Source organism: Rhizobium sp. Leaf321, from assembly GCF_001423215.1.
GTDB classification, from domain to species: Bacteria; Pseudomonadota; Alphaproteobacteria; order Rhizobiales; family Rhizobiaceae; genus Neorhizobium; species Neorhizobium soli.
Genome location: NZ_LMOF01000008.1, coordinates 1,007,756 through 1,030,213 on the forward strand (window position 1 = coordinate 1,007,756; position 22,458 = coordinate 1,030,213).

Below are 22,458 nucleotides of genomic sequence, written 5' to 3' on the forward strand. Positions count from 1 at the left end.
GTCAGACAGCGGCAGTAATCCGTCCCAGGCGTGTTTCCGGATCGAGGCAGACCTGGTTGCGGCCCCGCATCTTGGCGGCATAAAGGGCCAAGTCGGCGCGCCGGTAGAGGTCTGCGGCGCTATCGCCGCTGTCGCCGGACGCGATGCCTGCAGAAAACGTGTAGCGGAAGCTCTGCTGTTCCGCGACGGGCCGCGAGTGACGCACCGCCTCCAGCATCTTGCCGACGATCGTCAGCGCGTTTTCCGGTGATGCATTGGGCAGGATCAGCACGAATTCCTCGCCGCCGACACGGCCGAGTACGTCGGTCTTTCGCACATGGCTGTGCAGTGTCTTGGCAAAGTCCTTCAGCACCGCATCGCCGACCGAATGGCCGAAACGGTCGTTGATATATTTGAAATTGTCGATGTCGAGTACGGCCAGGCATCCGGCCGGCTGCGACGGCGCGCCACCTTGCGAGCGCAACAGATCGTCGATCTTTGCCATCGCGAACCGCCGGCTTGGAATGCCGGTCAGTTCGTCGATCTGGGAGACCCTGATCGCGTCGTCGCGGTCCTGCCGGAGCGTTCTTTCGTCAGGGCGCATCGAGGTGATGTCACTTGCAACGCACAGCATCCAGCCGTTCGGCTGCATGGTTTCCGTCATCCAGAGCCAGCGACCATCGTGAAGGTCGGTTTCGTAGGCGCGAAAGCCGGTCTTGCCGCGCCGCGAAAGGGTGGAGCGCAGCCATGTCTCGAAATCCGTCGCCTTGATGACCGTGCCGCGTGCTGACAGGAAATTGCGGCGCATCATCTCCGACCAGAGCGGATTTTCGCTCTCGTCGAGGCACCAGGCGTCCCGGAACGCACGATTGGCGAAACGTAGCCTGTCGTCCTGATCGAACACCGCGATCAGGACGCCTGCAACTTCCATCAGCCCGGCCATCTGCCGCAGCGTCGCGTCGTCGTTCAAGGCCATGATGTCCCAGAATGTGAGTCTCTGTCTGCGTATTTCTTAGCTGTTACTTATGAATGATCGGTTAGGCAATTTGTTTCAACCCGCGGTATACGCGGTTGAGCAGCAGCAGTGACCGTGCAGTGGTGACAAATCATTTTTACGCCCTATCTTAGCGTCAATTGCAATTTTCAGAGTTTCCCTTGCTCATCGCCGATCTCGACGAACACGCCGCCCTTCTCGATCGTCTCGAGGCCCTCGAAGCCTACGACATCATGGATTCTCCGTCTGAACCGGAGTTCGACGGGATCGTCCAGATCGCCACCGCGCTTTGCAAGGCGCCGGTGGCGCTGATCAGTCTTGTCGATGCGGAACGCCAGTGGTTCAAGGCGCGTGTCGGGTTCAGCCCGTCTGAAACGCCGCTCTCCCAGTCGGTCTGCCGCCATGCGCTCGCCAGTTCCGATCTTCTGATCATTCCCGATCTCAAGGACGATCCGCGCACGCGCGACAACACGCTGGTGACCGGCGAGCCATTCATCCGCTTTTACGCGGGCGCACCGCTGATCACACCCGACAATATCACCATCGGCAGCCTCTGCGTCATCGACAGTGTGCCGCGGCCGCACGGTCTCGACAACGAACAGCGCGAAGGACTGCGCGCGCTTGCAGGCCAGGTGATTGCGCTGTTTGAAGCGCGCCGGCTGTCGCAGCGCAAGGACGATCTGTTTCGCCGGCAGAAGAGCCTGACATCGCATATGCGGGCCGCTGCAAACGAGACGCTGGCGGCCCAGGAGGCTGGCGGCGTCGGCACGTTCGAAGTGGATATCGAGACCGGTCAGGCCAAGACGTCGCCGGCCTTTTGCCGCATCTTCCATCTGCCCGTCGCACCGATCTATCCGTCCTCCCTGTTTGAGGGAATGGTCGTGGAGAGCGACCGGGGCTTGCAGTCGAGTGACCTCGGCCGGCGGGAGGCCACGGATTCGCTCGACGTCGAGTATCGCATTAACACGGATGTCGGAATCCGCTGGATTTCGCGCACCGCCAGTTTCGTTCACGACGAGAGCGGACGGCCGATCAAGATGATCGGTGCGGTGAAGGACGTCACAGTCATCAAGCGGGCGGCCGCCCGCGTCCAGGCTCTGCTCGATCTTGGCGACCGTCTCAATCATCTGACCGACACAGAGTCCATGGCGATGGCGGCGGCCGACCTGATGGCCAAGGCACTGGATGCCACCCGCGCCGGTTTCGGCATCGTCAACCTTGCTGACGAGACGGTGCTGATGCAGCCGGAATGGACGGCGCCCGGTGTCGTGTCTCTTTCCGGCCGGCATCACTTCCGCGATTACGGCTCGTTCATCAACGATCTGAGGCTTGGCAACCCCGTCGTCATCCCCGATGTCACGCAGGACCCGAGAACCCGCGACAATGCGCAGGCACTGCTGGATCTGGATATCCGCGTCCTCGTCAATGTGCCGATCATGGATCAGGGGCGTTTCAATCTGGTCGTGTTCGCCCACCACACGCATCCCTATGCGTGGAGCACCGAAGAACTGGCCTTCCTGCGCAGCTTTGGCGATCGCATCCAGGCCGCGATTGCCCGCGTGCATGCCGAGGCCGAACAGATGGTCCTGCAGCGTGAGCTCGGGCACCGTCTGAAAAACACGCTTGCCATGGTGCAGGCCATCGCCTCCCAGACCCTGCGTCCGGTCAAGGAGCGCAACCACGTGGACGCTTTCGAGCGTCGCCTGCATGCGCTGAGCACCGCACACGAAATCCTTCTCGAGCGCAACTGGAGTAGTGCCCCCGTTTCCAACGTCGTTGAAAAGACGCTTGACCGTCTCTCCGTGCGCGAGCGGATCGACATTGTCGGCGACCCGATCATGCTTGGACCCAAGGGTACGCTGTCGCTGTCGCTCGTGCTGCACGAGCTCGCCACCAACGCGATCAAGTATGGCAGTCTCTCCAACACGACAGGCCGCGTTGCCATTAACTGGCACGTGGAAGGCGAGGGCGATCTTTCGTCGTTCAACTTCAGCTGGCAGGAAAGCGGCGGGCCCCAGGTTGCCGAACCGCAGGCCAATGGGTTTGGATCGAAACTTATTCGTATGGGACTGGCCGGAACAGGCGGCGTTAACGTTCGTTATGAACCATCGGGCTTCGTCGCCCAGATGCACGCGTCTCTCCCTCAGCTCCAGCAGGCAGATATCTGAATGGGATCACTTACCCCGCCTTCAAGGCACGTCGTACTCGTAGTTGAGGACGAACCGCTGCTCTTGATGATGGCGACGGACCTCGTAGAAGAAGCCGGTTTCGAAGCCGTCGAGGCTCGAAGTGCCGATCAGGCAGTCGAAATTCTCCAGGACCGTAAGGATATCCGCATCGTCTTTACCGACATCGATATGCCGGGCAGCATGAACGGAATGCGGCTGGCCGCCATGGTGCGCGACCGCTGGCCGCCGATCGAGATCATCATCGTGTCCGGCCATGTGAAGCTCGGCAAGGACGATATGCCGGACCGCAGCGTGTTCTACAGCAAGCCCTACGATGCCGCCAAGATCGCCGCTCAGCTGCACCGGATGGTCTCGCACCTCTGAATGCCTGCCTGAGTGTAGGTTCCTTAAGAAAAATCTAATACGCAAGTTGTGCGCCGCACTATTTTGTTTAGCGGCACCAGCCGACTCGCGTATTGTAAGCTTTGCAAGTTCTCCGGCGGTGCCGGGTATTGCGTTGAGCGCGTCGCCGGAGATGACATTCATCAACGGAGAACAGGCTTATGCATAGCGACATGACGCCGAGCAGGCGGTGCCTTCCAACGGGCGCGGTGATTGCGTTTGTATCCGGTGTATCCACGTGCGGCATTCCCATTCCACAGGGGCGGGCGCACGAGGCCGTGAGCGGCTTCAAATACGAGTCCTACTGCTGCAACGGCAACAATCATACCGGCGACTGCCAGAGGATCCCGACCAGGAATGTCAGGATCACAAGCGGCGGTTACGAAATCATCCTGAAGCCCGGTGACCACCGTCTGGTCACCCGCACCCATGATTTCCAGCTGCCGCAGAGCGCGGCCCGTCGCAGCACCGATTCCGAATATCACATCTGTCTCTATCCGACGGAAGACACGCTGCGCTGTTTCTACGCACCCGACATGGGCTTTTGAACGACCAGCATGATCAGTCTCGGAAACTCGGCATCATGAGGCGCATGAAATCACGGAAGGCGCGGATCTTCTTCGAATGCCGCCGCGTCTCCTGATAGGCGAACCAATAGTCGTTGCCGTCCGAGGCCCTCAGTTCGAACGGCTGGATCAGTCGTCCGAGTGCAACGTCGTCGGCGTAGAATTCGGGCTTCAGGATCGCCACGCCCTGTCCGGCGATCGCGGCCGCCGCCTCGAAAGCCTGTGCCCCGAACCGGCTGATCGGACGCCCCGCGAGATCGTCAGCGGGAACGCCGGCCGCTGCCAGCCACAGCTGCCACCAGATATCGCCGGGGTCGATGAGCCGCAGCTTCAGGATGTCGGCCGGCTCGCGAACGCCGCCGATGGTTTCGGCCAGCACGGGGCTCAGCATCGGCGTAAAGTCGCTCTTCATCAGGAAATGTGACGTCAGTCCCGGCCAGTGGCCGGTGCCGCTGCGGATCGCCACGTCGGCTTCGGTCCGAGTGAAGTCCACCACGGTCTGCGAGGTTTCGAGCCGCACCGCGATGTCGGGGTTCTGCATCTGGAATGTGCCGAGATGAGGGGCGAGCCACCGGTATGCGAATGTCGCGGTCGTGTGGATGACCAGCGTGCTCTCTGACAGTTCCTTCGTTCCCGCCACAGCCTCGTCCATGATGCCGAACGCTTCCGATATTTTTGGTGCCAGCCGCTCGCCTGCCGCCGTCAATGTCACCTGTCGCGGCCGGCGGAGGAAAAGCTGGTCGCCCAAAGTCTCCTCGAGAAGCTTGATCTGATAGCTCACGGCCGTCTGCGTCATGCCCAGCTCTTCGCCGGCCCTGGTGAAACTTAGGTGCCGCGCTGCCGCTTCGAAGACGCGAAGGGCGTTCAGCGGAAAGTTCGTCGACATTTTCATGGATAAGCCCTCTTCATCCATCCAGACGGATGTTCCATTGGAAACGGAGAATTTTTGCGCGCATCTTCCAAGCACAAACATCAAATCAGTGATGACTCAACAAGGGAGAAGCGGCCATGTTCAGTGGTTTGCGCGCTGCATTTCTGCGCCTGAAAACAAGCGTGGTTTTTTTGACATCGATGATCTCGGGCTCCCGCCAGCGGTGCGACGTGGAGAATGTCAGCGAGGACGAACTGCGGGCCTTCGGTCTGCTCGACGAGAGGATCTCGCCCAGCACCGTCAAGCGTCGCTTCCGTTCCGAGGCGTGGGCCGAGGTGGATCGCTACCAGCGCTTTCCGTGAGCCGCGTGTGAGACCGAAGAACGCGCCGAGACACTTTCGACCGGATGCTGGGCCGGGACGCGGTGCAACAGTTCGGCGGCGACCAGCGCTGCGATCACCGCCGGGCGCTTGTCCTTGACGCTGCCGTCAGCCAAGACATTGCCGACCGGTAGCGTCAGCCGGGCCATCATTGCCGCACTCGCGTCACGATCCTCCGTCTGCCGCTGCAGCCAGTTCGAAAATGTCGCTCGCTTGGTGGCAGAGCCGATCATGCCGACATAGGCGAGGTCTCCCCGCAAAAGCGCCCGTTCGGCGATGAGGAAGTCCAGCGCATGGTCGTGGGTGAGGATGACAGCCGCGCCACCCGGCGCAATCTCCGCCACATGCGCTTCCGGCATGGCAATCAGCCTTGCGGACACTTCTAGCGGCAGTCCCTCCAGCGCCTCGGCGCGTGTCTCGATGACCGTGACGGCAAAGGGCAGGGGCACGAGGGCGCGTGCCAGCGCCAGACCCACATGGCCGCAGCCGAACAGGTAGATTTCGGGGCGCGTGTCCTCTTCGCGGCGCATACGGGTTTGCAGATCCGTAGCGACTTCAGGCGTCACGACAGTAAACACGAGTTTCGTGCGACCGCCGCAGCACTGGCCGATCTCAGGCCCTAGCGGAATATCCATCACCGCTGCGCCCAAGCCTGCCAGGATGGCACGCGCATTGTCGATCGCCATATATTCGAACTGGCCGCCGCCGATCGTGCCCCAGATCGCACTGCTGCTGACCAGCATGAACGCACCTCGCTCACGCGGCGTCGAGCCCTTCGCCTCAGTGATCTCGACGAGGACCGATGCGGGGTTGGCGGCGAGAAACGCGGCAAGCGGCAGGGTCATGGTTGGGGCTCATGCGGCTGCAGCATCGCGGCTCACCCCAACGCCTTCATCCGCTCGACTGCCATCAGCACCCTTTCCGGCGTCGCGGGCGCGTCGAGCCTCGGGCAGGCGGTGTAGTCGGCAACGCTTGCCACCGCCATCGAGATCGCTTCGAGAACCGAGATCGCCAGCATGAACGGCGGTTCGCCCACGGCTTTCGAGCGGCCGACGGTCGGTTCAGCATTTTCCGACCATTCCGCCAGCTGCACGTTGAAAATCTTCGGCCGGTCTGAGGCGAGCGGGATCTTGTAGGTGGAGGGCGCGTGCGTTCTGAGGCGACCCTTGGCGTCCCACCACAGTTCTTCGGTTGTCAGCCACCCCATGCCCTGCACGAAGGCGCCTTCGATCTGGCCGATATCGATCGCCGGATTGAGCGATTTGCCGACATCATGGAGAATGTCGGTGCGATCCATCATGTACTCGCCGGTCAGCGTGTCGATCGAGACTTCCGACACGCAGGCTCCATAGGCGAAATAGTAGAACGGGTGGCCCTTTCCGGCCGCCCGGTCCCAATGGATCTTCGGCGTCTTGTAGAAACCGGCCGCAGAAAGCTGGACCCGGTCGTAATAGGCGGCCTTCACGAATGTATCGAAGGGCACCGTGTCGCCGCCGATGCGGATGCGGTTGGGCAGGAATTCCACCTCCGACTTGTCCACCTTCCACTGCCGGCAGGCGAAATCCACCAGCCGCTCCTTGATCTGCCGGCAGGCATCGTAGGCGGCCATGCCGTTGAGATCGGAGCCGGAAGAGGCAGCCGTCGCGGATGTGTTCGGCACCTTGCCGGTGGTGGTCGCCGTGATCTTCACCCGGTCGATATCCACCTGGAAGGCGTCGGCCACGACCTGCGCCACCTTGGTATAGAGACCCTGGCCCATCTCGGTGCCGCCGTGGTTCAGGTGGATCGAACCATCGTTATAGACATGCACCAGCGCGCCGGCCTGATTGTAGGCGGTGAGCGTGAACGAGATGCCGAACTTGACCGGCGTCAGCGCGATGCCCTTGCGAATGACGGGGCTTTGCTCGTTGAACTCAAGGATCGCCTGGCGCCGCGCCTGATAGTCGCTCGACTGTTCCAGTTCCTCGACAATGCGGGCGATGACGCAGTCCTCGACCTCCTGATGATAGGGTGTCGTGGTGCGGCCGGAGCCGGGCTTTCCGTAGAAATTGAGTTTCCTTACCTCGAGCGGATCTTTGCCGACCGCGTAGGCGATTTCCTCGATCATCCGTTCGGCGCCGAGCATGCCCTGTGGCCCGCCGAACCCGCGAAAGGCGGTGTTGGAAACCGTGTGGGTCTTCAGCGGTTGCGAGGTCAGGTGCACATGCGGATAGAAATAGCTCGAATCCGCATGAAACAGCGCCCGGTCGGTGACGGGACCGGAGAGATCCGCGGAAAAGCCGCAACGCGCCGCGTAGGTCGCGTCGACCGCATGGATGCGGCCGTCCTCGTCGAAGGCGATATCGTAATCGACGCGGAAATCATGACGCTTTCCGGTCATCGACATGTCCTCGTCGCGGTCCGGCCGGAATTTGACCGCCCGGTTGAGCTTCTTTGCCGCGACGGCCGCAAGGGCTGCGAACTGGTTGCCCTGGGTCTCCTTGCCCCCGAAACCGCCGCCCATGCGTCGTGTGCGGACCTCAATCGCATGGTTCGGCACGCCCAGCACATGCGCCACCATATGCTGCACCTCGCTCGGATGCTGGGTGGAGGACCAGACGATCACGTCGTCGTCCTCGCCCGGAATGGCAAAGGCGATGTGGCTTTCGAGGTAGAAATGCTCCTGGCCGCCGATTTCCATCGAGGCCTGCACGCGAAGCGGCGGCTTGCCGATCTCGGCTTGAGGCTCGCCGCGTTTCAGCGTCATCGGCTCGGTCACGAACGGCGCGCCATTGTCGCGGGCCCCTGCGATGTCGCTCCAGTGGGGAAGGTCGCGGTACTCGATCTTCGCCAGCAGTGCTGCACGCCTGGCCTGGTCGCGCGTTTCCGCAAACACCGCAAAGATCGGCTGGCCGTGGAACTGCACGAGATCGGTCGCCAACAGCGGCTCGTCATGGCGTCCGGTCGAGCCGACGTCGTTGGCCCCCGGAATATCCTCTGCCGTCATCACCCAGACGACGCCGGGGGCTGCTTTCACGGCTTCGAGGTCGATCGAGACGATCTGCGCATGGGCGCGATCGGCAAGGCCCAGCCCGCCATGCAGCGTGCCTGCGGGTTCTGGAATATCGTCGATATACTCGGCCTGTCCGGTCACATGCTTGTGTGCCGAATCATGCTTTAGCGACACATGCATCGGGCCGTCGATCACGGGCTTCATCGGAAAGCTTGTATTGTCCATCATGCTTCCTCCAGCTCGAACCGGTGCAACTCGCTCGGTGCTCCCGCTGTCTCCAGGAAGAACCGCGTCAGCAGGTTCTTGGCGGTCAGGCTGCGGTATTCAGCGGTTGCCCGCCAGTCCGTCAAAGGCTGGAAATCCGCATCGAACGCGTCGCGCACGGCAGAGACCACGCCCCAGCTCCAGGGCTGTCCTTTCAGCATATCCTCCACATGGGTCGCCCGTTTCGGGATCGCCGCCATGCCGCCAAAGGCGATGCGGATCTCCTCGACCAGCCCTTCCGCATCGAGCATCAGGTAAAACGCGCCGCACAGCGCCGAAATATCCTCGTCGCGACGCTTGGAAATCTTGTAGACGGCGAAATGGCTATCCTCTGCCGGGCGCGGCACGACGATCTTTTCGACGAACTCGCCGGGCTGCCGGTCCTGCTTGCCATAGGCGATGAAGTAATTTTCGAGCGGCATCGTGCGGCGACCGGAATGGGAACGCAGCGTCAGTTCGGCGCCCAGCGCGATCAGGGGCGGCGGTGTGTCGCCGATCGGCGATCCGTTGGCGATATTGCCGCCGATCGTGCCCATGTTGCGCACCTGGCTGCCGCCGATCCGGTCGATCAACCGGCCGATGGCGGGAACCACCGCATCCATCACGCCTTGCGCATCCGCATAACTGACGCCGGCGCCGATGGAGACCCCTCCATCCTCGATGGTGATCGATTTCAACTCGCTGAGGTGGTTGATGAAGATGACAGGATCAAGCAGCCGCAACTGCTTCGTCACCCACAGTCCGACGTCGGTGGCACCGGCCACGACGGTTGCATCAGGGTTTTGGGAAAAGACTTCGGCAAAGGCCTCGACCGAGGCCGGAACGATGGAGCGGGCGCCGTCTTTCTCCACGACGATTGTGTCGGTCGCCGACTGCATGGAGAAAAGCTTGCCCATGATTTCGGTGCGGTCGCGTTCCAGCGGATCAAACAGCGCGCTCGGGCGGCTTTCCGCCACCTGTTCGGCCGCCTTCACGATCGGCTCGTAACCGGTGCAGCGACAGAGATTGCCCTGCAAGGCGCTTTCGATGTCCTGGCGCGACGGCTGTTCGTTGGAAAGCCAGAGCCCATAAAGCGACATCACGAAGCCCGGCGTGCAGAAGCCGCATTGCGAGCCATGACAGTCGACCATCGCCTGCTGCACCGGATGCAGAACGCCATCCTTTGCGGCCAGATGTTCGACCGTGACGATATGGGTTCCGTGCAGCGATCCGAGCAGGCGGATGCAGGCATTGACGCTTTCATAGATCAGGCCGCGTTCGCTCAGCCTCCCCACCAGCACCGTGCAGGCACCACAATCGCCCTCGGCACACCCTTCCTTCGTCCCCGTCAGCCGCCTTCTGAGGCGCAGATAATCGAGAAGCGTTTCCGTGGGGCCGAAATCTCCAAGGCTCAACTCTTCCGTGTTGAGAATGAAGCGGATCGCTGAACTCATCTGTCTCCTTCGTCCGCCGTTCCCGGCTTCTGCTGTCAATTTCATTGGCGCGGATGCCGAGGCATCCGCTCAAAGTCTCTGCCGCGACGCCCCGACGTCTCCGCCGCGACACCCGCGCAACCTCCCTCATTCCTGTGCTCGTCGCAGGAATCCAGCAGCGTCGCGTCCGCGATGCGGAAGGACCTTTTCACGCGAAAGACTTCGCGTGACTGGATTCCTGTGACAAGCACAGGAATGAGGGTAGCGGGGGTGGGCGCCGTCTTGGCTGGCGTCACCCACATCGAATGCTTCGCGCAAGTCTACTGCGCAGTGCGGTCGCCGTCGATGGAGATATTTTTGGCGGGGACGCGGAAGTGGGCGTTTCCGGCGAAGCAGTTGTCCGACGTCTTCGTTGCAGCGATCGCCCAACGTCTCGGCCGCGACCCCCGCCCAACGTCTCCGTCGCGGCGACCACCCAACGTCTCCGTCGCGGCGACCACCCAACGTCTCCGGCGCGGCATCCACCCGGACGTCTCCGCCGCGGCAACCACCCAACCTCTCCTCATTCCTGTGCTTGTCACAGGAATCCAGCAGCGTCGCGTCCGCGACGCGGAAGAGTCTTTCACGCGAAAGACTTCGCGTGACTGGATCCCTGTGACAAGCACAGGGATGAGGGAAACGGGGGTGCCAGGAATGCGCTACGGGCGAGACCTTCCCCATCGTCTTTCACGCCCAACCTACTGCGCCGTCCATCCGCCATCGATGGAGAGGTGCGTGCCCGTGATACTTCTTGCCGCATCGCTCGCGAGGTACAGCGCCGCGGCGGCCACGTCCTCGACCGCGACAAATTCCTTCGTAGCCTGTAGCCGCAGCAGCACTTCGTCTCGCACCTGCGCTTCGCTGAGGCCCTTTTCGCGGGCCTGGGCGGGGATCTGTTTTTCGACCAGAGGCGTCAGCACGAAGCCGGGGCAGATGGCATTGACGGTGATGCCGGATTGCGCCACTTCGAGCGCCACGCTTTTGGTAAGGCCCATGATGCCGTGCTTGGCGGCCACATAGGCGGATTTGAACGGCGAGGCGACGAGGCCGTGGGCGGAGGCGACGTTGATGATGCGGCCCTTGCCTTGCGTTTTCATCAGCGGGATCGCGTGGCGCATCGTGTGGAAGGCGGATGACAGGAGGATGGCGATCAGCTGGTCCCATTTTTCCGGCGGAAAATCCTCGATCTTTGCCACATGCTGGATGCCGGCATTGTTGACGAGGACGTCGACCGTTCCGAATGTCTTCGCCGTGCTCCGGATCAGATCCTCGATCTCGCCGGGCCTGGTCATGTCGGCCGGGTGGTAGAGGACGGTTGCGGCACCCGCCTCGTCGAGCATCCGGCAGGCGGCCTCGATTGCGTCCTTTTCTCCAAAGCCGTTGATCACGACCGTATCGCCCGCGGCTGCAAAACCCTTTGCGATGCCGAGACCGATGCCGGACGTTGAGCCGGTGACGACGACGGTTCTTGCCATTTTTATAAAACCCTCCCTAGGCCAAAGCGCCCGCGCTTGAGCGGTGCCTCGACCGGAAAGGTACGCTCAAACCTTGCGCCCTGGCAATTGCCAAGGAGTGCCGAAAGAAGGGGAGCGAGCAAGGGCCAGGCGCCAGCCTTGCCCGTGCAGCAAGCTTCAGTTTGCCGGCTTGCCCGCACCGGTTGCGGCATGGGTCGCCTGCGCGTGAGACGGGGATCGCGCCGGGTTGCCGGCCGTGTTTCTGGCGGCCTGACGCACGCGGTTGCGCCCGCCTTGCTTGGCGTCGTAGAGCAGCGTATCGGCCACCCGCAGCATCTGTGCGAAGCTCTCGCCGGCCTCCCCCTGGTAGACGCCGAAGCTTGCGGTGAGACGTCCTTGCGCGAGCGGCGTGACGGTGGTCTTCGCGAGTGCTGCGCGCAACCGCTCGGCGATATCGGCGGCCTCCGTCTCGGTCGTCTTCGGCAAGACGATGCAGAATTCCTCGCCGCCGATCCGCGCCGCGAGATCGTAGGGGCGGACATAATTGGTGGCAATTTCGCCGGCTGCCACCAGAACCTGGTCGCCGACATCGTGTCCGTGACTGTCGTTGATGGTCTTGAACTTGTCGAGATCGAACAGGATGACCGAGATCGGTTCCGCCTGGCGCTCGGCGCGTGCCAGTTCCTGCGCAACGCGTTCGCTCAGCCAGCGGCGGTTGCCAAGCCCGGTCAAAGGGTCGGTCATCGCCTGGTGGCGCAGCTTCTGCATCAGCGTTTCGACTTCGGCGACCATCGAGGTCACAGCCGTCGCGAGCACGCCGATCTCATCATCGGCTTTGGAAAACATCCGCACCGGCTGACCTTCGTCGCGATAGGTTTTGACCGCGCGCGTCAGGCTGCGGAGCGGCCGCAGCAGCAGCCAAAGGCCCGAAAGGCAGGCCACGGTGCCGATCAGCGTGGCGCCGAGCAGCAACAGAAGAAGCGTGAGCGGCTGGGTTTCGAAACCGATCGCGAGATAGGCGATCACGGCGATCAAGGGCACGTGGATGGACAAAAAGCAGATCATGAAGATCTTGGCCGTCAGTGATTTCCTGAAAGGCTGCAGCGCCATCGGGGGGGTCGGATTCATCCCGGCTCCTTTTGAAGATACAAGTCCCCCTGCGGGGTCCAAAGACCGCATAAAGCTATGGGTGCGTCCAAAAGAGGGCGCTCGCTCAAAAAGGCAAATGCGAAATTTAGCAGTTTCGCCTCTGATCCTGTGGATAACGGTGCGGCACCCGCTCGATTCCAGCCTCCATGGCGGGGAGTTGCGGTTTGACGGCGACGGCGGCATCTGCTCAAACCGTGATCAACGCGCAAATGGTGAGGGAGGGCAGCATGGCGGGTTACATCCTGGCGATCGATCAGGGAACCACGTCGACACGGTCAATCGTGTTTGACGAAACAATGCAGATCGCCGGTGTCGGCCAGACCGAGTTTCCGCAGATCTTTCCGAAATCGGGCTGGGTGGAGCACGATCCGGAAGCGATCTGGGAGAGCGTGCTCGTGACGGTCAAGCAGGCGCTGAAGGCCGCAGGCCTTGAGGCATCGCAGATCGCCGCAATCGGCATCACCAACCAGCGCGAGACCGTCGTCGTGTGGGACCGCCAGACCGGCAAGCCGATCCACAACGCCATCGTCTGGCAGGATCGCCGCACTGCATCCTATTGCGAAAAGCTCAAACGCGAGGGTCTCGAAAAGACATTCTCGAAGCGCACCGGCCTGTTGCTCGACCCGTATTTTTCCGGCACCAAGCTTTCCTGGCTGCTGTCCAATGTGAAGGGGGCGAGGGCGCGCGCCACAAAGGGCGAACTCTGCTTCGGCACGATCGATACGTTTCTGATCTGGCGGCTGACAGGGGGGAAGAGCTTCGTCACCGACGCCACCAATGCCTCGCGCACGCTGATCTACAATATCGCCGACAATGCCTGGGACCAGTCGCTGCTTGATATCCTCAAGATCCCGGCCGCCATGTTGCCCGAGGTGAAGGACTGCGCCGACGATTTCGGCGTGACGGAAAAATCCCTGTTCGGCGCCGAGATCCCGATCCTGGGCGTTGCGGGCGATCAGCAGGCGGCAACGATCGGTCAGGCCTGTTTCGAACCGGGCATGATGAAATCCACCTATGGCACCGGTTGTTTCGCCGTTCTCAACACGGGACGCGACATGGTGCCTTCGAAGAACCGGCTGCTCACCACCATCGCCTACCGGCTTGACGGCGAGACGACCTATGCGCTGGAAGGCTCGATCTTTATCGCGGGCGCTGCCGTGCAATGGCTGCGCGACGGAATCGGCGTCATCGACAAGGCGTCAAAATCGGGAGATCTCGCCGCAAAGGCCGATCCGCAGCAGGACGTCTATCTGGTGCCCGCCTTTACCGGCATGGGCGCGCCGCACTGGGATGCGGAGGCGCGCGGCGCCATGTTCGGCCTGACGCGCGCGACAGGACCGGCGGAAATTGCCCGCGCGGCACTCGAAGCCGTCTGCTACCAGACCCGCGACCTCTTGGACGCCATGTGCCGCGACTGGAAGAACCGTAGCGGCGACACGGTGCTGAGGGTCGATGGCGGCATGGTGGCCTCCGACTGGACGATGCAGCGCCTCTCCGACCTCCTCGACGCGCCGGTCGACCGCCCAAAGATCCTCGAAACCACCGCCCTCGGCGCCGCCTGGCTCGCCGGCTCCAAAGCCGGCGTCTGGCCCGACCGCAAGGCATTTGCCAAAAGCTGGGCCATGGAACGCCGGTTCGAGCCGGAGATGGACCCGAAGACGAGGGTTGCCAAGATCAAGGGCTGGAAGGACGCGGTGAGGCGGACGTTGACGAAGGGGTGAAGGGGTATTTTGGCCTCAGCCCTCTTGCTTATCTAGCACCAGTCAATTTGTCGCTTGTTGATCGACCGCTCCCAGGTCGGGCTTGTAGCCGGGTTGACTGAATGGAGCCGGCTGTTTCCGCATCGATCGTGTTTTCGACTTGGAACGAACTGCGCCGACCGATGCTGCTCCGAGCATGATTCCCAAAAGTGCGGACGTCTTGATCGAGAGAAACGCGCCGCCGAACAGCGCCGTCGTGGTGATGTAGATCGATGCCATCAGTGGCAGGATTGGCGGCGTCAGGCGGGTCGAAGTCAGGACGCCTGAAAAGAGGTAGAGGCAGAGCAACATGCCTGGCAGTGTGGCAGCGTAGACGAGATAGAGGATACCGCTGTCGCCGAACCGGCTCACGTTCAAGGCGCCCGAGAACAACTCGAAGATGTTGGTACTGGTGACGACATCGAATGTGATGGCGATGCGTCGAGGGGTTTCGGACTCGGCAAGCCGGCCATCACTCATCATGTAGAAGAAAAATGCCGCGACCAGCACGATGGCCGGACCCCAAGCCGACCATGCCATTCGGATATGCGACTGGAGACATGAGAGGCCGAAAAAGAGAATGATCATGGCGGACGGCACACGCGAGTCGGCCAGCAGTGCCAGGACCAGGCAGGCGGCAAATGCGCCCGCGCGTTGCCAGGGGTAGTGCCGGAACCAGACGGCGAAGAACATGCAGGCGACGACTGCGAAATATCCGAGCGACAGAGGTTCCAGAAACGGTCCACCGATCCGGTGATCGGTCAGGAAGCCGAAGAAACTTCCGCCGCCGCGGTTGGCGCCGAGATAAAGCCCCATCTCGTCCGAGCCGCTGGCGAGCTGGTCGGAGACCCAGACGCGGGTGTTGCGGAAGAACGAGAGGGGATTGAACAGCGTGGTATAGAGGCCGACCAGGAACGCATCCAGAAAGCAGATGACACCGACCGCAGCGATGATCAGCTTGAAGGCCTTGAACGGAAATTGCCTGATGACACTTCCGAAGATGATGAAGATCGGGATGACCATCAGGTCGTAGTAATGTTTCGAATTGAGCTCGTTCCAGATCGACGCCAAGAGTGCAAAAACAGCAAGGCAGGCGCAGGCGATCCAGAAGCTCAACGGAAGCTGCGGCCGCCGCAGGACAGCAACAGCAATCGCTGCTGCAGTAATCGCTAATTGAGCGACGGACGCGATAGTCGAATTGACCGGAAACAGTAGGCTGTTGGAGAAAGCAAGGGCCGTATTCAAAAGCGTTGCGGCAAACAAGACTATGCTTGCCGGCCTGTCGGCGTCGTTGTTTTTTCTATAGGTCTGCAATGGCTGCCCCAATCCCGTCAACCGCCCCCGGTTTGTGGAACTGTTCTTAGCAGATCGATGTATTCATCGACAATCGGTCAGGATTTATTTCTCGCGCTGTCGTCCGCCCGCAGTTTGAGCAGTATCTTACGGACGGTTTGCTTATTTATCGTCTTCGCACAAGACGATCCGTTCCGACTGGATCAGCGCAGGCCGCGGTCGCCGTCCGATCGGTGTCCCATAAAAAGACACGTCATACCGGGTAAAATTCGGCAGCGCCATTTTCATGCCGGTATCGCTCGCCTATGGTCGCACCGCAAATTCGAGAAGGTGTAGAATGGTTCGGCTGCTGCGTGTTCTGTCGTTTTTTCTGGTGTCATGCTTGGCGGTCGCTGCCGGCCGGACCGAGGCGCAGGCAGGTTACGCGCATTTCATCTATGATGTGAGCGCGGGCAAGATTCTTGCGTCCGAAAATGGCGACGTGCTCAATCACCCCGCGTCGCTCACAAAGATGATGACGCTTTATCTCACCTTCGAGGCGATCAAGAGCGGCCGGATGACCTGGGACGAGCAGATCGTCATGACGCCAAACGCGGCGTCGAAGATCCCGTTCAAGCTGGGACTGAAGCCCGGCGAGACGCTGTCCGTGCGCGAGGCGGTGCTTGCCACCGGCATCCGATCCGCCAACGACTCGGCGGCGGCGCTCGGCGATCGTCTTGGCGGTTCGGAAGAACGGTTCGCGACGATGATGACGGCGAAAGCGCGGGCGCTCGGCATGTCGAAGACGGTGTTCCGCAATGCGTCCGGCCTGCCGGATCCGGCCCAGATCACCACCGCCCGCGACATGGCGATCCTGGCTTTGTCGCTGATCCGCGACTATCCGAGCGAGTACCAGCTGTTTTCGATGCGGTCGTTCGTGTTCCGCGGCCGGACCATCCGCGGCCACAACAATCTCATGTACCGCTATCCCGGCATGGACGGGATCAAGACCGGTTTCGTCAACGCCTCCGGCTACAATCTGGCAAGCGCCGTTGTCGTCAACGGCAAGCGCTATATCGGCGTGGTGATGGGCGGCAAGTCCGCCCGCAAGCGCGATGACCAGATGGCGGCGCTGCTCGATCAGTATACCAACCCGATGCGGCCGGCAGGCGGTGCGCTTGTGGCGACGGCGGAGCCGCAAAAGCGTCCCGGCGTCCAGCCTGGGGGCCAGGCGGGAGCTCCGGCGGCGGGCCAGGTCCTCTCCTACGCCGAACAGCCGCGCCGTCAGATTTCTCCCGGCATGGCATCGTCGAGCCAGAGGACTGTCGCTGCCAGTGCCGGCGGCAGAACCCAGTCGCGCACCGGTATCGAACCGCCGGTTCCCTTGCCTTCCGCGCGGGTCGCCGATGCGTCGAGCGCTGCGTCGCAGGTGGATGCCGCGTCGAACGCCGCAGGCTGGAGCATCCAGGTTGCCGCCGCCGGCAGCCGCAGGGCAGCCACCGCGATGCTGGAGCGGGCGCTGCCGGTTCTCGCAGGCGGGTTCGGCCCTGCGGCACCAAGCGTCGAGGGTTACAAGGACGGCGCCCGCGAGTATTTTCGCGCACGGTTTGTCGGATTTGCCAGCCGTGAGGTTGCCGCCAGCGCCTGCGCCTCGCTGCAGGCGAAGTCGATGACCTGTTTCGTGGTGCGCTGAGGCCTTACTCGATCGTTTCGCCGGGATAGACGCCCCACAGGTCCGCCTGTCTGACGAAGCCGGCAAGCCGCCGGTTCTGCAATTGCGCGCGGCACCAGCGGCCGTCGCACCTGACGATATCGAGTTTCACCTCCGCTTGCAGTTGCGCCACCGGCCGCCCGTCGGATGCGGGCGCGATGCGCAACGGCACCGTCTCCTTGATCCAGGGGCCGACCACGGCGGTGCGGTTGCCGGAGAGAAGCGCTGCAAACATCCAGCCGCTCGCGCCCTGCTGGTCACGCACGCGCCGCCAGTTTCCGTATTCCTCGATGATCTCAAGCGGCAGGCCGCGGGCGGAATAGACATAGGATGTCGGGTGATCCAGCGAGGGTCCGACGCGCATATGCGCCGTTCGTGATTTCAGCGACACAAAGCGGGGGATCGGAAACCCGGTCGAGCGGCCTTTCTTCCAGCCGTCGTTGAACGCGGCTTGCGCCTGCGGCACGCTGCCCCCCGTTTCGACCGGTGCCAGGATGGCGATCAGGACCAGGAGAGCGGGCAAGGCTCTTCTGGCGCGCGTTCCGATTTTTCCGTTTGTTTTCATCAACCCGCCATCGTTGCTGCAGCCAGCTAAGGCCGGCTGCGGCATTCAAGTCGGTCGTGGTTAGCAGCGCGTTAATCAACGCCACCAACGGGAACACAATGCACTCACGATGGGGTTATCGGTCGTCGCTCCCGGCCTGCGCCCGGTAGTCCCCGACGAGCCCTTCGTAAGCGTCCATCGGCGGAAATTCCGCAAAACTGTGGGTGGCGCCCGTGTTTGCCCAGGGGAATTTCGTCGAGGTGAAGGTTTCGATGAAGGGCGCAAACCAGTCGGCATCGTCCAGCATGGTCGGCCGGATGTTGACGAACCCGTCCATCCCTGTCGCCTTCGTGTAGAGCCAGCTCTTGCAGCGCGAGCAGTGGTAGTGATGGACGTCGTCGCCATGCATGCCGCCGATGACAGGCTTTCCCGCTGTGACCTCGAAACCATCGGCAGGAATGGCGGCCGAGCAGGAGAAGGCGCTGGCGCTCATCTTCCGGCACCCCTTGCAGTGGCAGGCCATCGTGACCAGCGGCGCTGCGCTGATCCGGAAGCGGATTTCGCCGCAGCGGCAGGACCCAACGATCGGCAGTTTCGGCATCGGCATGGTGATCTCCTCAGGTGATCCCGAGGAGATAGCGCATCATGCTGACAATGTCAGGCGGGGCGTTTCGGGATATCCAGTCCGCGCTGCACGGCGGGACGGGCTAGGCCGCGTTCCAGCCATTTCGGCACATGGACAAGCTCTTCATAGCCGACGAGGTCGCCGGCACCGTAAAAGCCGATCAGGTTGCGAACCCATCCGAGCATGGAAATGTCGGCGATCGTGTATTCGTCGCCCATCACCCAGTCGCGACCGGCGAGCCGTGTTTCCAGCACGCGGATCAGCCGGGCGCTCTCCTTGGCGTATCGGTCACGCGGGCGCCTGTCTTCGAAATCCTTGCCGGCGAATTTGTGGAAGAATCCGAGCTGGCCGAACATCGGACCGAGCCCGCCCATCTGGAACATCACCCACTGGATCGCCTCGTAACGGCCGGCCGGGTCGGCGGGCAGAAACTGTCCCGTCTTTTCGGCAAGATAGATCAGGATCGCACCCGATTCGAACAGCGCCAGAGGCTTGCCGCCGGGACCATCCGGATCGAGGATTGCCGGGATCTTGCCGTTCGGGTTGAGCGACAGGTACTCCGGCTCCCAGGTCTCGTTCGCGCCGATATTGATGAAATGCGGCTCGTAAGCCAGGCCCGTCTCCTCCAGCATGATCGAAACCTTCACGCCATTCGGCGTGGGCGTCGAATAGAGCTGAAGGACTTGAGGGTTTTGGGCGGGCCAGCGGGTGGTGATCGGATAAGCGGAAAGATCGGCCATGGGGGATCCTCGGGTTGAACTATCCAGAACACCCTAGTTCGGTGACTGTCCGTGGAAAAGAGGAAACGTTTCCGTGGCTGTCAGCCCGAATTGCACCACAAAAAAGCCGGGCGTCCTTGCGGACACCCGGCTCCATTCATTCCGTCCAGGCCGCCGCGATTACAAAGCGATGTCCGGGACTTTCTTGACGTCGCCAGCGGGAGTTACCGTTGCGCTGGCGGCGGCTGCTGCGTTGACCGCCGGGGAGGCGATGGCCAGCTGCAGACGGGCTTCCGTGGCGGCCCATGCCTTGGCAAGCATGTCCGGGTTCTCGTTCAGCTTCTGGCCGTAGCTCGGAACGATCGTGTGGACGCGTTCCTGCCATTCCGGTGTCTTCAGCTTTTCGGCGAACACCTTCTTCAGAACGTCGAGCATGATCGGGGCTGCGGTCGAGGCGCCAGGCGAAGCGCCGAGAAGGGCTGCGATCGAGCCGTCCTTGGCTGCGACGATCTCGGTGCCGAGCTTCAGCACGCCGCCCTTGACGGGATCGCGCTTGATGATCTGCACGCGCTGGCCGGCCTGCCACAGGCGCCAGTCCTCGGCCTTGGCATTGGGGAAGTAGACCTTGAGCGCTTCGAAGCGGTCTTCGTCGGACATGATCAGCTGGCCGGCGAGATACTGGACGAGCGCGAACTCGTCGGTGCCGACCTTGACCATCGGCCAGATGTTGTCGAGCGTGACCGAAGCCGGCAGATCGAACAGCGAGCCTTCCTTGAGGTACTTCGTCGAGAAGGTGGCGAAGGGGCCGAACAGGATGTGGCGCTTGCCTTCGAGCACGCGCGTGTCGAGATGCGGCACCGACATCGGCGGAGCGCCGGTCTCGGCCTGGCCATAGGCCTTGGCAAGGTGGCGTTCGACGATCTCAGGCTTGTCGCAGACGAGGAACGAGCCACCGACCGGGAAGCCGGCATAGTCGTCGCCTTCCGGAATGCCGGACATCTGCAGAAGCGGCAATGCGCCGCCGCCGGCACCGATAAAGACGAATTTCGCCCGGACCGTTTCGGATGCGCCGGTGTCACGGTTGGAATAGCTGACCGTCCAGGTGCCGTCGTCGTTCTTCTGCATGTCGTCGACTTCCGACGAGGTGCGCAGGGTGAACGTCTGCTGGGCCTTCAGGTGCGCCACGTACTGGCGGGTGATTTCGCCCCACTCGACGTCGGTGCCGAGCGGGCTCCAGGTGACGGCGAGCTTCTGGTTCGCGTCACGGCCTTCCATCATCAGCGGAACCCATTCGGCGATCTTGGCGTGATTGTTGGAGAATTCCATGCCGGAGAAGAGCGGGCTCGCCTTCAGCGCTTCGAAGCGCTTGGCCAGGAACGCGGTGTTGTCTTCGCCCCAGACAAAGCTCATGTGCGGCGTCGAGTTGATGAACGAGCGCGGATCCTTCAGAACGCCGACATCCACCTGGTGGGCGAGGAACTGACGGGTGACCTGGAACGCTTCGTTGATTTCGATTGCGCGGTTGATCTGGACATTGCCGTTGCTGTCCATCGGCGAATAATTGAGTTCGGCGAGCGCCGAGTGGCCGGTGCCGGCGTTGTTCCAGCCGTTGGAGCTTTCCATCGCGACCTTGTCGAGGCGCTCGATCATTTCGATCGTCCAGGTCGGCTCGAGCTGCGAGATGAGAACGCCGAGCGTGGCGCTCATGATGCCGCCGCCGACGAGGAGAACGTCGACCGTCTTTTCGGGAGAGGTGGTTTGCGCCCAGCTCGGAAGCGTCGTCGCGCCAAGTGCAGCAGCGCCGCCCGCAGCGGAGCCGAGAAGCTGGCGACGGCTGACCGCCATGCCGCTTGTGGAGGACGAAATGTTATTGTTCTTGGAAGGCATCGCCACCTCGGAATTGTTGGTGTTTCGCTCCTCCCGCGGCGGTCTCTAAGGGATTTATCATAGACCGACAAGCCCCCGTTGCGGCATTTTGTCGGTAGGACAGCGTGACGCGGCGGCTGTTCTTCAAAAGATGATTGAATTCATCTTGTTTTGATCCGGCGGCGTGGATATAGGGCGCGTGCGCCCATCGTCCTTCAATAGGGAACCACTCTCGTGACAGCGATTAAGTCTCTTCTGGCCGTCTCCGGCCTTTGCGCCGCTCTTGGTCTCGCGACTGCCGATCTTGCCGAGGCGGCAACCCAGTACCCGCTGACGATCGACAATTGCGGCGCTTCCGTCACCTTCCATAAGGCCCCGGAACGGGCCGTCGGACTTGGCCAGAACAGCGCGGAAATCCTGCTGATGCTCGGGCTCGAGGACAGGATGGTCGGAACCGCTTTCTGGCCGAGCAAGGTTCTGCCGCAACTGGAAGAAGCCAATGCCAAGGTGAAGCTGCTGACTGTCGAATTCCCGACATTCGAGAGCATTCTGGCGCAGAACCCGGATTTTGCCGCCGCCGCGCTGCCGAGCCTGATCGGCCCGACCAGCAAGGTTGCCAAGCGCGAGGATTTCGAGAAAGTCGGCGTCCCCACCTATATCTCGCCCAGCACCTGCCTTTCCACCGAAAAGGTGAAGAACGAATACGGCAGCCGCGACCAGCTTTGGAATATGGACCTGCTCTATAAGGAGATCGCCGAGCTTTCGCAGATCTTCGACGTTTCCGAGCGTGGCGAAGCGGTCATCGCCGATTTCAAGGCGCGTGAGGCAGCCCTTCGTTCGAGCGTTGCCAAGGACGGCAAGACACTCTCCTACCTGTTCTGGTTCTCCAGCCAGTCGCCGACCGCCGATGCCTATCTCGGCGGCAAGAACGCGGCCTCCGGCTTTATCGCCGATCTCTTGGGCGGCAAGAATGCCGTGACGGCGGAAGCCGAATGGCCGACGCTTGGATGGGAAAGCATCATCGCTGCCAATCCCGATGTGATCGTGGTCGCCAATCTCGACCGCAACCGTTGGGAGCTGGACAAGCCGGACGCCAAGATCAAGTTCCTGACCACCGATCCGGCCGTCAGCCAGATCGCGGCCGTCAAGAACAAGGCGATGGTGGTGATGGACGGTCAGGCGATGAACCCGACGATCCGCACGATCTACGGCGCCGAACAGGTGGCCTCGCAGCTCAAGGCGCTTGGTCTCCTGAAGTGAGCGAAACGCAGCGACCGATCCCGCAGCAAAGCCGGCATACGGGCCGGCAGAA

General features: G+C 62.1%; 19 protein-coding genes. 7 read left to right on the forward strand and 12 right to left on the reverse strand.

The annotated features are described in order from the left end of the window. Window position 1: 1 nt before the first annotated feature. Window positions 2–922 carry a sensor domain-containing diguanylate cyclase gene (locus ASF70_RS22020; protein WP_062583169.1) on the reverse strand — a complete coding sequence of 307 codons (921 nt, stop codon included), beginning with the start codon at window positions 920–922 and terminating at the stop codon, window positions 2–4. A 212-nt stretch (window positions 923–1,134) separates the two neighbouring features. Between ASF70_RS22020 and ASF70_RS22025 the strand changes: the two genes are divergently transcribed. The 3 genes from ASF70_RS22025 (at window position 1,135) to ASF70_RS22035 (ending at window position 4,091) form a co-directional block, all read left to right on the forward strand. Then, on the forward strand, window positions 1,135–3,141 hold the full coding sequence (locus ASF70_RS22025) for a GAF domain-containing protein (RefSeq protein ID WP_062582790.1): 2,007 nt from the start codon (window positions 1,135–1,137) through the stop codon (window positions 3,139–3,141). Beyond that, window positions 3,142–3,525, forward strand: a complete 384-nt coding sequence (locus ASF70_RS22030) for a response regulator (protein WP_062582792.1) — start codon at window positions 3,142–3,144, stop codon at window positions 3,523–3,525. Window positions 3,526–3,716: 191 nt separating this feature from the next. After that, window positions 3,717–4,091 (forward strand): hypothetical protein, encoded by a 375-nt coding sequence (locus ASF70_RS22035; RefSeq protein ID WP_244474116.1) that lies wholly within the window; start codon window positions 3,717–3,719, stop codon window positions 4,089–4,091. Between the two features lie 13 nt (window positions 4,092–4,104). On the opposite strand, the gene ASF70_RS22040 is transcribed toward ASF70_RS22035, so the two are convergent. Continuing rightward, a complete protein-coding gene (locus ASF70_RS22040) occupies window positions 4,105–5,001 on the reverse strand; it encodes a LysR substrate-binding domain-containing protein (RefSeq protein WP_244474105.1) in 897 nt (298 codons plus the stop codon). A 161-nt stretch (window positions 5,002–5,162) separates the two neighbouring features. On the opposite strand from ASF70_RS22040, the gene ASF70_RS22045 reads away from it, so the two are divergent. After that, window positions 5,163–5,342, forward strand: a complete 180-nt coding sequence (locus tag ASF70_RS22045) for a hypothetical protein (RefSeq protein WP_156461906.1) — start codon at window positions 5,163–5,165, stop codon at window positions 5,340–5,342. Here the strand turns inward: ASF70_RS22045 and xdhC are convergent. From xdhC to ASF70_RS22080, 5 genes are all read right to left on the reverse strand, one after another. Next, window positions 5,324–6,205 (reverse strand): xanthine dehydrogenase accessory protein XdhC, encoded by an 882-nt coding sequence (gene xdhC / locus ASF70_RS22050; protein ID WP_062582800.1) that lies wholly within the window; start codon window positions 6,203–6,205, stop codon window positions 5,324–5,326. The genes ASF70_RS22045 and xdhC overlap by 19 nt on opposite strands. Before the next feature lie 32 nt (window positions 6,206–6,237). Next, window positions 6,238–8,577, reverse strand: coding sequence for a xanthine dehydrogenase molybdopterin binding subunit (gene xdhB, locus ASF70_RS22055; protein WP_062582803.1), 2,340 nt, complete (start codon window positions 8,575–8,577; stop codon window positions 6,238–6,240). After that, window positions 8,577–10,049 carry a xanthine dehydrogenase small subunit gene (gene xdhA, locus ASF70_RS22060; RefSeq protein WP_062582805.1) on the reverse strand — a complete coding sequence of 491 codons (1,473 nt, stop codon included), beginning with the start codon at window positions 10,047–10,049 and terminating at the stop codon, window positions 8,577–8,579. The genes xdhB and xdhA overlap by 1 nt, the downstream gene beginning before the upstream one ends. 716 nt (window positions 10,050–10,765) lie before the next feature. Beyond that, window positions 10,766–11,542, reverse strand: coding sequence for a 3-hydroxybutyrate dehydrogenase (locus tag ASF70_RS22075; RefSeq protein WP_062582812.1), 777 nt, complete (start codon window positions 11,540–11,542; stop codon window positions 10,766–10,768). 156 nt (window positions 11,543–11,698) lie between these two features. Next, window positions 11,699–12,649 (reverse strand): sensor domain-containing diguanylate cyclase, encoded by a 951-nt coding sequence (locus ASF70_RS22080; RefSeq protein ID WP_082472015.1) that lies wholly within the window; start codon window positions 12,647–12,649, stop codon window positions 11,699–11,701. A gap of 248 nt (window positions 12,650–12,897) precedes the next feature. On the opposite strand from ASF70_RS22080, the gene glpK reads away from it, so the two are divergent. Next, entirely contained in the window at window positions 12,898–14,391 is a 1,494-nt protein-coding gene (gene glpK / locus ASF70_RS22085; RefSeq protein ID WP_062582814.1) for a glycerol kinase GlpK, read from the forward strand. Window positions 14,392–14,433: 42 nt separating this feature from the next. On the opposite strand, the gene ASF70_RS22090 is transcribed toward glpK, so the two are convergent. Next, the gene (locus tag ASF70_RS22090; RefSeq protein ID WP_156461907.1) at window positions 14,434–15,525 is read right to left on the reverse strand and encodes a hypothetical protein; all 1,092 of its coding nucleotides are present in this window, start codon (window positions 15,523–15,525) and stop codon (window positions 14,434–14,436) included. A gap of 514 nt (window positions 15,526–16,039) precedes the next feature. On the opposite strand from ASF70_RS22090, the gene ASF70_RS22095 reads away from it, so the two are divergent. Next, a complete protein-coding gene (locus ASF70_RS22095; RefSeq protein ID WP_062455530.1) occupies window positions 16,040–17,374 on the forward strand; it encodes a D-alanyl-D-alanine carboxypeptidase in 1,335 nt (444 codons plus the stop codon). A gap of 4 nt (window positions 17,375–17,378) precedes the next feature. Here the strand turns inward: ASF70_RS22095 and ASF70_RS22100 are convergent, their stop codons facing one another. The 4 genes from ASF70_RS22100 to mqo form a co-directional block, all read right to left on the reverse strand. Beyond that, the gene (locus ASF70_RS22100) at window positions 17,379–17,915 is read right to left on the reverse strand and encodes an SH3 domain-containing protein (protein WP_062455533.1); all 537 of its coding nucleotides are present in this window, start codon (window positions 17,913–17,915) and stop codon (window positions 17,379–17,381) included. A gap of 157 nt (window positions 17,916–18,072) precedes the next feature. Next, window positions 18,073–18,543: a GFA family protein gene (locus ASF70_RS22105; protein ID WP_062582818.1), complete on the reverse strand. Its 471-nt coding sequence runs from the start codon at window positions 18,541–18,543 to the stop codon at window positions 18,073–18,075. 50 nt (window positions 18,544–18,593) lie between these two features. Then, window positions 18,594–19,301 (reverse strand): glutathione S-transferase N-terminal domain-containing protein, encoded by a 708-nt coding sequence (locus ASF70_RS22110; RefSeq protein ID WP_062582820.1) that lies wholly within the window; start codon window positions 19,299–19,301, stop codon window positions 18,594–18,596. Window positions 19,302–19,460: 159 nt separating this feature from the next. Continuing rightward, entirely contained in the window at window positions 19,461–21,167 is a 1,707-nt protein-coding gene (mqo, locus tag ASF70_RS22115) for a malate dehydrogenase (quinone) (RefSeq protein WP_062582822.1), read from the reverse strand. A gap of 213 nt (window positions 21,168–21,380) precedes the next feature. Between mqo and ASF70_RS22120 the strand changes: the two genes are divergently transcribed. Next, window positions 21,381–22,406: an ABC transporter substrate-binding protein gene (locus tag ASF70_RS22120; protein WP_062582824.1), complete on the forward strand. Its 1,026-nt coding sequence runs from the start codon at window positions 21,381–21,383 to the stop codon at window positions 22,404–22,406. The last annotated feature ends 52 nt before the right edge of the window (window positions 22,407–22,458 follow it).